Annotated in this window: 7 protein-coding genes; 6 read left to right on the top strand and 1 reads right to left on the bottom strand. The window is 71.8% G+C overall.

From position 1 onward, the window contains the following. A partial coding sequence (locus ABT288_RS48720) for a GNAT family N-acetyltransferase (protein ID WP_351623171.1) occupies positions 1-241 on the top strand: 241 nt, incomplete at its 5' end. 42 nt (positions 242-283) lie between these two features. On the opposite strand, the gene ABT288_RS48715 is transcribed toward ABT288_RS48720, so the two are convergent. Then, positions 284-1,132 carry an alpha/beta fold hydrolase gene (locus tag ABT288_RS48715; protein WP_351623169.1) on the bottom strand — a complete coding sequence of 283 codons (849 nt, stop codon included), beginning with the start codon at positions 1,130-1,132 and terminating at the stop codon, positions 284-286. 111 nt (positions 1,133-1,243) lie between these two features. Here ABT288_RS48715 and ABT288_RS48710 point away from each other — a divergent pair, with 111 nt between their 5' ends. From ABT288_RS48710 to ABT288_RS48690, 5 genes are all read left to right on the top strand, one after another. Further along, the gene (locus ABT288_RS48710) at positions 1,244-1,843 is read left to right on the top strand and encodes a TetR/AcrR family transcriptional regulator (RefSeq protein WP_351623167.1); all 600 of its coding nucleotides are present in this window, start codon (positions 1,244-1,246) and stop codon (positions 1,841-1,843) included. A gap of 236 nt (positions 1,844-2,079) precedes the next feature. After that, a complete protein-coding gene (locus ABT288_RS48705) occupies positions 2,080-2,853 on the top strand; it encodes a polysaccharide deacetylase family protein (protein ID WP_351623165.1) in 774 nt (257 codons plus the stop codon). Between the two features lie 213 nt (positions 2,854-3,066). Then, the gene (locus ABT288_RS48700) at positions 3,067-4,275 is read left to right on the top strand and encodes an EfeM/EfeO family lipoprotein (protein ID WP_502973019.1); all 1,209 of its coding nucleotides are present in this window, start codon (positions 3,067-3,069) and stop codon (positions 4,273-4,275) included. Then, positions 4,272-5,510, top strand: a complete 1,239-nt coding sequence (gene efeB / locus ABT288_RS48695; protein ID WP_351623161.1) for an iron uptake transporter deferrochelatase/peroxidase subunit — start codon at positions 4,272-4,274, stop codon at positions 5,508-5,510. The genes ABT288_RS48700 and efeB overlap by 4 nt, the downstream gene beginning before the upstream one ends. Positions 5,511-5,713: 203 nt before the next feature. Beyond that, positions 5,714-7,528 carry a phospholipase C gene (locus tag ABT288_RS48690; protein WP_351623159.1) on the top strand — a complete coding sequence of 605 codons (1,815 nt, stop codon included), beginning with the start codon at positions 5,714-5,716 and terminating at the stop codon, positions 7,526-7,528. The last annotated feature ends 100 nt before the right edge of the window (positions 7,529-7,628 follow it).

Below are 7,628 nucleotides of genomic sequence, written 5' to 3'. Positions count from 1 at the left end.
CGGCGCGATCTGCTCGGCGCCCGCCGAGGGCACGGCGGAGCTGGCGGGCGTGGGCACGCTTCCCGCGTACCGGGGGCGCGGCATCGCCGCCGCGGTCACCGCGACCCTGGCCGGGACCATGTTCGGCCGGGGAGCGCGGTCCGTGTGGCTGGAGTACTCGGGCGAGGGCTCCCGCCGTGTGTACGAGAGGGTCGGCTTCCGGCCCGGCGGCACGCGACTGTACGTCTCCCTGGACGCGTGACCTCCTGGGCCGGCGGGCAGGTGCCCTCGGCCGCGCGCGGTGTCAGCCTTCTCCGGGGAGCGGGTTGTCCTTGACGAACCGGCGGATCTCCTCCGTGAGCGCCGCCGGGTTGTCCAGCTGGACCAGGGTGCGGGCGCCGGGGATCTCCACATAGCGGGCGGCCGGCAGCAGTTCGGCCAGACGGCGGCCCGTCGCGGGCGGCATCATGCGGTCCTCGGCGCCCCAGGCGACCAATGCCGGGCGGGTGAACTCCGGAAGGTTCCGGGCCGCTTCGAGGTAGCAGTCCTTCCGGGTCGTACGGAGGAACTTGGTGAAGTCCCGGCGGATGTGACGGTTGGTCAGCAGGGGGCCGTACCAGCGGGCGACGAGTTCCTTCGGGAGCCGCTTCTTCGTCATTCCGCCGAGTGAGGTCTGCATGCGGGCGAGGAAGGGGAAGCGGAAGGACTGCAGGAGGAGGAAGACGCCACCGGGGATCCTGCAGGCCGCGTTCAGGATGCGGCCCTGGACACCGGGCGGGTAGTTGTCCAGGGCCTCGCAGGAGGTCAGGACGAGCCGGCCGATGCGTTCGTCCCGTACGCCGACGAGGAGTTGGGCGGTACCGGTGTCGTTCTGGACGAGCGTCACGTCCTGGAGGCCGAGGCCGTCCAGGAACTCGGCGAGCAGGCGGGCGATGCCGTGCGCGGAGAGGTCCGCGTCCGGCCGCATGGGGCGCCGGTGGCTGCCCAGGGGCAGCACCGGCACCAGGACGCGGAAGTCGGGGTGCAGGGCGGAGACGACGTCGGCCCAGACGGACTCGTCGAAGCCGAGGCCGTGGGCGAGGACCACGACGGGCCCGTCACCTCCGGTGTCCTGGTAGTCGATGGTTCCCGCGCTCAGCTCGATCTCCGGCATACCCGTGCCTCCGCTTCCGGTCGGCCGCCTCGACTCTCTTGATAGATCGTTCTAGTGACAGAATAGGCGCCGACCGCCCTTTGGCAACAGCGGCTCCCCGGAGGTGCCACCGTGAGCGACGGCAAGGCCATCAGCACGCACGAGACCCGGCAGCGCATCGTGAACGCGGGCACGGAGCTGTTCCGGCGCTCGGGCTACACCGGCACCGGGATGAAGCAGATCGCCGAGGCCGCCGAGGCACCCTTCGGCTCGATCTACCACTTCTTCCCCGGCGGGAAGGCCCAGCTCGGCGAGGAGGTGATCCGCACCTCGGGGGCCGTCTATCTGGGGCTCATCACCACGCTCATGGCGCCGTACGAGGACCGGGTGGCGGCCACCGCCGACGCCTTCACCGCCGCGGCCGGCACCCTCGCCGAGCTGGACTTCGCCGACCCGTGTCCCATCGCGACGGTCGCGATGGAGGTGGCGAGCACCAACGACACGCTGAGGCGGGCCACTTCGGAGGTCTTCGACAGCTGGATCGGCCACCTCGCCGCCTACTACGCCGAGGGCGGCATCCCCGGGCCCGCCGCCCGGGAGACGGCGAGCTCGGTCATCGCCCTGCTGGAGGGCGCCTTCATGCTGGGCCGGGCCGCGCGCAGCACCGAACCGGTGCGGGCCGCGGGCACGGCGGCCGCGGCGATCGTACGAGTGGCACTGGCCGGTGAGTGAGCCGTACGACCGTCAGGTCCGCGGGACCGCCCGGTGACGGTCGCGGAGCAGGGCGATCTCGGCCAAGTGGTGCCCGCTGGTCTCGCCCGGGCCCCGTCGGCGTCTGTCGCGGAAGCGACCCGGAATTGTCCGTGATCGGTAACAGACGGATCCCGCGCTCAACTCCCGCCGTCCTGACAGGTGCACGGAATGCGGGTGCATAAGATCTCTGGGACACGGCACGAACGGGGCGGGGCATGGCGCGGCACGGTGGGCGGGGTTGGTACGGCCGAATGGTTGCGGCGGCGGTCGGGGTCACCGCGGTGGCGGCCGCCACGTCGCTGTGGAGCGCGCAGGCCGGTCAGCCGGGCGACGGTTCGGGCGGGTCGGGCGGCCCGGCGCGGCACACCGCGCCGAAGACGGTGACCGTGTCCGCGGACATCGCCCATGCCTCGGACGGGGGCGCGCACGCGGTCAACATCACCATCGACGACGGCCCGGACCCGGTCTGGACCCCGCAGGTGCTCCAAGTGCTGCGCGAGAACGGCGTGAAGGCGACGTTCTGCATGATCGGCCCGCTGGCCGAGGCGCACCCGGATCTGGTCCGGCAGGTGGTGGCGGCCGGGCACCGGCTGTGCGACCACACGGTGTCGCACGACACCACGATGGACAAGAAGTCCGAGGCCTACCAGTCACAGGAGATCCTGAAGGCGCAGCGGCAGATCACCCAGGCGTCCGGCGGGGTGCAGCCGATGTACTACCGGGCCCCGGGCGGCGCCTTCACCCCCTACAGCCGGCACCTGGCGGCCTCGCACGGGATGCGTCCGCTCGGCTGGAACGTGGACTCCAAGGACTTCGAGCGGCCGGGCACGGGCGCCATCGTCGCCACGGTCCAGCGGGAGGTGGCCAACGGGCCCACGATCCTCTTCCACGACGCGGGCGGCGACCGCTCGCAGACGGTGGCCGCGCTGCGCACCCTGCTGCCGTGGCTGAAGCAGCAGGGCTACTCCTTCGGTTTCCCGGTGCGCTGAACCGGCCGCCGCGGAAGGCGGCTTCAGCCGGCCCGGTGGCAGGGGCTCTCCAGGGTGCCCCACGATCGGACCGCGCCGGGCAGCGCGTGGAGCGTCGCGTCGGTTAACCCCAGGGGAAATCTTGGTCATCGAAGTCCTGGGACGACTGTTCGGATCCGGAGCGGTGCCTACCATGAGGCCGCTGCTTATCACGTCGTACCGGAAAGGCTCGCCATGCCGTTGCCTCGCCTCGGCACGCGGTCCGCTCGTCTCCGGACGGCGCCCGCCGTGTTCGTCGTCCTCGCCGTGGCCCTCGCGGGCACGCTGCTGGCGTTCTCGCTCGGCGGCCCGCGCCACGGCAGGGCCGCCGGCGCCCCGTCGGGGCATGTCGTCATTGACGTGTCGGAGAGCCACTGCGGCCGCGGCTGGACCCGGCCCGAGCCCGGGGTGCGGACCTTCGACCTGCACAACTCCTCCGACGGCGCCGCCGAGGTCTACCTGGAGGACCCGGGCAGCCAGGCGGTGTACGGCGAGGTGGAGGGCATCGGCCCCGGTACGACACGGCAGTTGACGGTCCGGCTGGGCCAGGGGACGTACGCCTTCAAGTGCGTGCCCGACGACGGCGACGCCGTCACCGGCCCCACCGTGCACATCACCGGCGGACAGCGCGGCCCGGGCGCCGCGCCGGTCTCGGAGCACGACCTGATCCCGCCCGCCCTCGCCTACCAGAAGTGGGTCGGCACCGGGCTCGACCAGGTCGTGCGGCTGACGACGAAGCTCAAGGACGGGATCGACCAGGGCGACCTCGCCGCCGCGCGGTCGGCCTGGCTGCCCGCGCATCTGGAGTACGAGCGGCTGGGCGCGGCGTACGACGCCTTCGGGGACGCGGACGCGGCGGTCAACGGCACCGACGCCGGACTGCCCGGCGGGGTGCACGACAAGGGCTTCGCCGGGTTCCACCGTATCGAGTACGGGCTGTGGCACGGTGAGCGGGCCGGCGGGCTGCGCGCCCCGGCGGCGGCGCTGGTGAAGGCGGTGACCGGGCTGCGGGACACCTGGTCGCAGACCCGTATGGACCCCGCCCAGCTGGGCCTGCGCGCGCACGAGATCCTGGAGAACACCGTGCAGTTCGAGCTGACCGGCCGCACCGACTACGGCAGCGGCAGCAACCTCGCCACGGCCCGCGCCAACCTCGACGGCACCCGCGAGGTGCTGTCCCGGCTCAGGCCCCTGCTGACGACCCGGTACGCCGGACTTGCCGAGCTCCAGCACGAGTTGGACCGCGCCGGGCACACCCTCGACGGGTTCGGCCACGGAGCGTCCTGGACCCCACTGGCCAGTCTCACCCGCACACAGCGGGAGGACGTGAACGCGCTGCTCGGCGACCTGGTCGAGCGCCTGGCGTCGGTGGCCACCCTGTGCGACCCACGGAGGACCGTGTGAGCGAGCCCGCAGTCACCGCCGGACGACCCGACGGCCTGGGCCGGCGCGGCTTCCTGCGTGGCGCCGCCCTGGCGGGAGCGGGGCTTGCCACCAGCGGCGCCGCCCCGGCACAGACACCGGCCGCCGCGACGGCGTCCGTCGCCCCCTTCCACGGCGTCCACCAGGCCTCGGCCATCGCCGCCCCGCGCCGCACGTGCGTGTTCGCCTCCCTCGACGTGACCGCCGAGAACCGCGCCGAACTCACCGGCCTGCTGCGCACGCTCACCGACCGGGCCCGCTTCCTCACCTCGGGCGGGACGCCGTCCCCGGTGGGGATCACCGGCCCGCCGGCCGACTCGGGCGTCCTCGGCGACCGGCTGCCCGCGGGGCAACTGGCCGTGACCCTCGGCGTCGGTGCCTCGCTCTTCGACGGCCGGTTCGGGCTGGGCGCGCTCCGGCCCCGGCGGCTGACCGCCATGCCCGCCTTCCCCGACGACGACCTCCAGGCCGACTGGTGCCACGGCGACCTCAGCCTCCAACTGCACGCCGACGAACCGGACACCGCGCTGCACGCGCTGCGGGACATCGCCCGGCACACCCGGGGCGCCGCCCAGGTCCGCTGGCGCCTGGACGGCTTCGCCAGCCCGCCCCGGCCCTCCGGCACCCCGCGCAATCTGATGGGCTTCAAGGACGGCACCGCGAACCCGGACGCCACCAGCGCCCGCGAGATGGACCGGCTGGTGTGGGTGGGCAAGGGCATGGGCGAGCCGGACTGGGCGGTCGGCGGCAGCTACCAGGTCGTACGGCTGATCCGGATGCTGGTGGAGTTCTGGGACCGGGTCTCGCTCGGCGAGCAGGAGCGGATGTTCGGCCGCGCCCGCTCCTCCGGCGCGCCGCTGGACGGGGACCACGAGCACGACACGCCGAAGTACGCCGACGATCCCAAGGGCGACGTCATCCCGCTGGACGCGCACATACGGCTCGCCAACCCGCGCACCCCGGCCACCGCCGACCAGCGTCTGCTGCGCCGGGCGTACAACTACGACCGGGGCATGGACGCCAACGGCAACCTCGACATGGGGCTGCTGTTCTCCTGCTACCAACAGGACCTGAAGCGGCAGTTCGAGACGGTGCAGCACCGGCTGGCGGGCGAGCCGCTGACGGACTACATCAGTCCCTTCGGCGGCGGCTACTTCTTCGCGCTGCCCGGAGTACGGGACGCCCAGGACTGGTACGGGCGCGCCCTGTTCGGCTGAACCTGTCCGGACAACTCGGCCTCCGAATGGGTCAACACACAGTCAAGTTTTGCCCTGGTATCCCTGACTCGGTGTTCACCCGCAGGCCATCATGGCTCCGCCGACGCGCCCCGCAACGGGCGCAGCATCCGTGCTCGTACGACGCACAGACGTTCTGTCCGGAGGGGTTAACCACCATGGCAAGCAGAGGAAGACGAGCCGCTATGCGGAGCCTGGGGGCGCTCGCGGGAGCCGCGGCGCTCACCGTGCTCGGCAGCAACGCGCCCGGCTGGGCGGCGGCGCCCGCCGCGGCGCAGGGCGGGCACTCCTCGACCGCGACGCCGATCAAGCACGTCGTCGTGCTCTTCGACGAGAACATCTCCTTCGACCACTACTTCGCCACGTACCCGAAGGCCGCCAACACCGACGGCACGAAGTTCACCGCGTCGAAGAACACCCCGAAGGACATCGACACCCTCGCGCACGCCGGGCTGCTGACGAAGAACCCGAACCAGTACGCGCCGAAGCGGCTGTCCCCGTCCCAGGCGATGACCTGCGACCAGAACCACAACTACGGTGCCGAGCAGCTCGCCTACAACGGCGGCAAGGCCGACCAGTTCGTGCAGAACACCGAGGTCGACAAGTGCAGCGGCGGCCTGTTCGGCGAGCCGGGCCTGGTCATGGACTACTACGACGGCAACACCGTCACCGGGCTGTGGAACTACGCCCAGCACTACGCCCTGTCCGACCGCAGCTTCAGCTCGGTCTACGGCCCCTCCACGCCCGGCGCGCTGAACCTGATCTCCGGTCAGACGCACGGTGTCATCTCCATGGACCCGTCCACCGGCACGGAGAACCCCAAGCAGACGCCGACGCCCGACGCCTACGCGGTGAAGTCCCCCGACGCCAAGGGCGTGGGCACGGTCATCAACGACCCCGACCCGGCCTACGACGACTGCTCCGGCAAGGACCACACCAGCAGCAACGCGCTGGCCTCGCTGCAGGGCAAGAACATCGGTGACCTGCTCAACGCCAGGAAGGTGAGCTGGGGCTGGTTCCAGGGCGGCTTCCGTCCGTCGACCGCGTGGAACGGCACGTCCGGCTCGTACGCCAAGTGCGACACCACCCACACCAACGTGGGCGGCGCCGCCGTCGCGGACTACAGCCCGCACCACAACCCGTTCTCGTACTACAAGTCGACGGCGAACCCGCACCACCTGGCGCCGAAGTCCGTCTCCGAGATCGGCCACAACGGTCAGGCCAACCACAACTACGACCTGACCGACTTCTCCGCCGCGCTGAAGGCGGGCAAGCTGCCGGCCGTCAGCTTCCTCAAGGCCGGTGAGTACCAGGACGGCCACGCCGGCTACTCCGACCCCACCGACGAGCAGCACTTCCTGATCGACCAGATCAACGCGATCCAGAGCTCGCCGCAGTGGAAGTCCACCGCGATCGTGGTCGCCTACGACGACTCCGACGGCTGGTACGACCACGCCTACGTCGCCCCGCGCAACGGCTCCACGGACACCTCGCTCGGCTCCAACGGCAAGGCCACCGACAGCCCGGCCTGCCAGAACGGCCCGAAGGCGTCCGGCGGTTACGCCGACCGCTGCGGCCCCGGCACCCGCCAGCCGCTGCTCGTCATCTCGCCGTACAGCAAGGTCAACAAGGTCGACCACACCCTGACGAACCAGGCGTCCATCACCCGGTTCATCGAGGACAACTGGTGCACCGGCCGCATCGGCGACCACTCCTTCGACGCCACGGCCGGCTCCCTCGCGGGCATGTTCGACTTCCGGCACCCGAACAACAAGCAGGTGCTGCTGAACTCCGACGGCTCGGTCAAGCACGTCGGCCCGATCCAGCACGTCGCCCCGGTGTCCACCAGCATCACGCCGGGCCCGGCGATGCAGAACACGGCCGCCACGACGGACGCCTCCGGCTTCCCGACCCTTCCGGTCGGCCTCGGCGTGGGTGCCCTGCTGGCCGCGGGTGCGACCGGCACGTACCTGACGCTGCGCCGCAGGCAGCAGGCCTGATCGCGCAGTACCGCACACGGCGACGCGCCCCCGGTCGGTGAACCAGGGGGCGGTCTCCATCCGCGGCGAACATGCCCGCGCCGCGGGCGCAGAAGGGCTG

The sequence above is a fragment of the Streptomyces sp. NPDC001093 genome (assembly GCF_040298985.1).
Classification (GTDB): domain Bacteria; phylum Actinomycetota; class Actinomycetes; order Streptomycetales; family Streptomycetaceae; genus Streptomyces.
The sequence above is the reverse complement of the archived record's forward strand: the minus strand, read 5'-3'. Positions and strand labels throughout refer to the sequence as shown.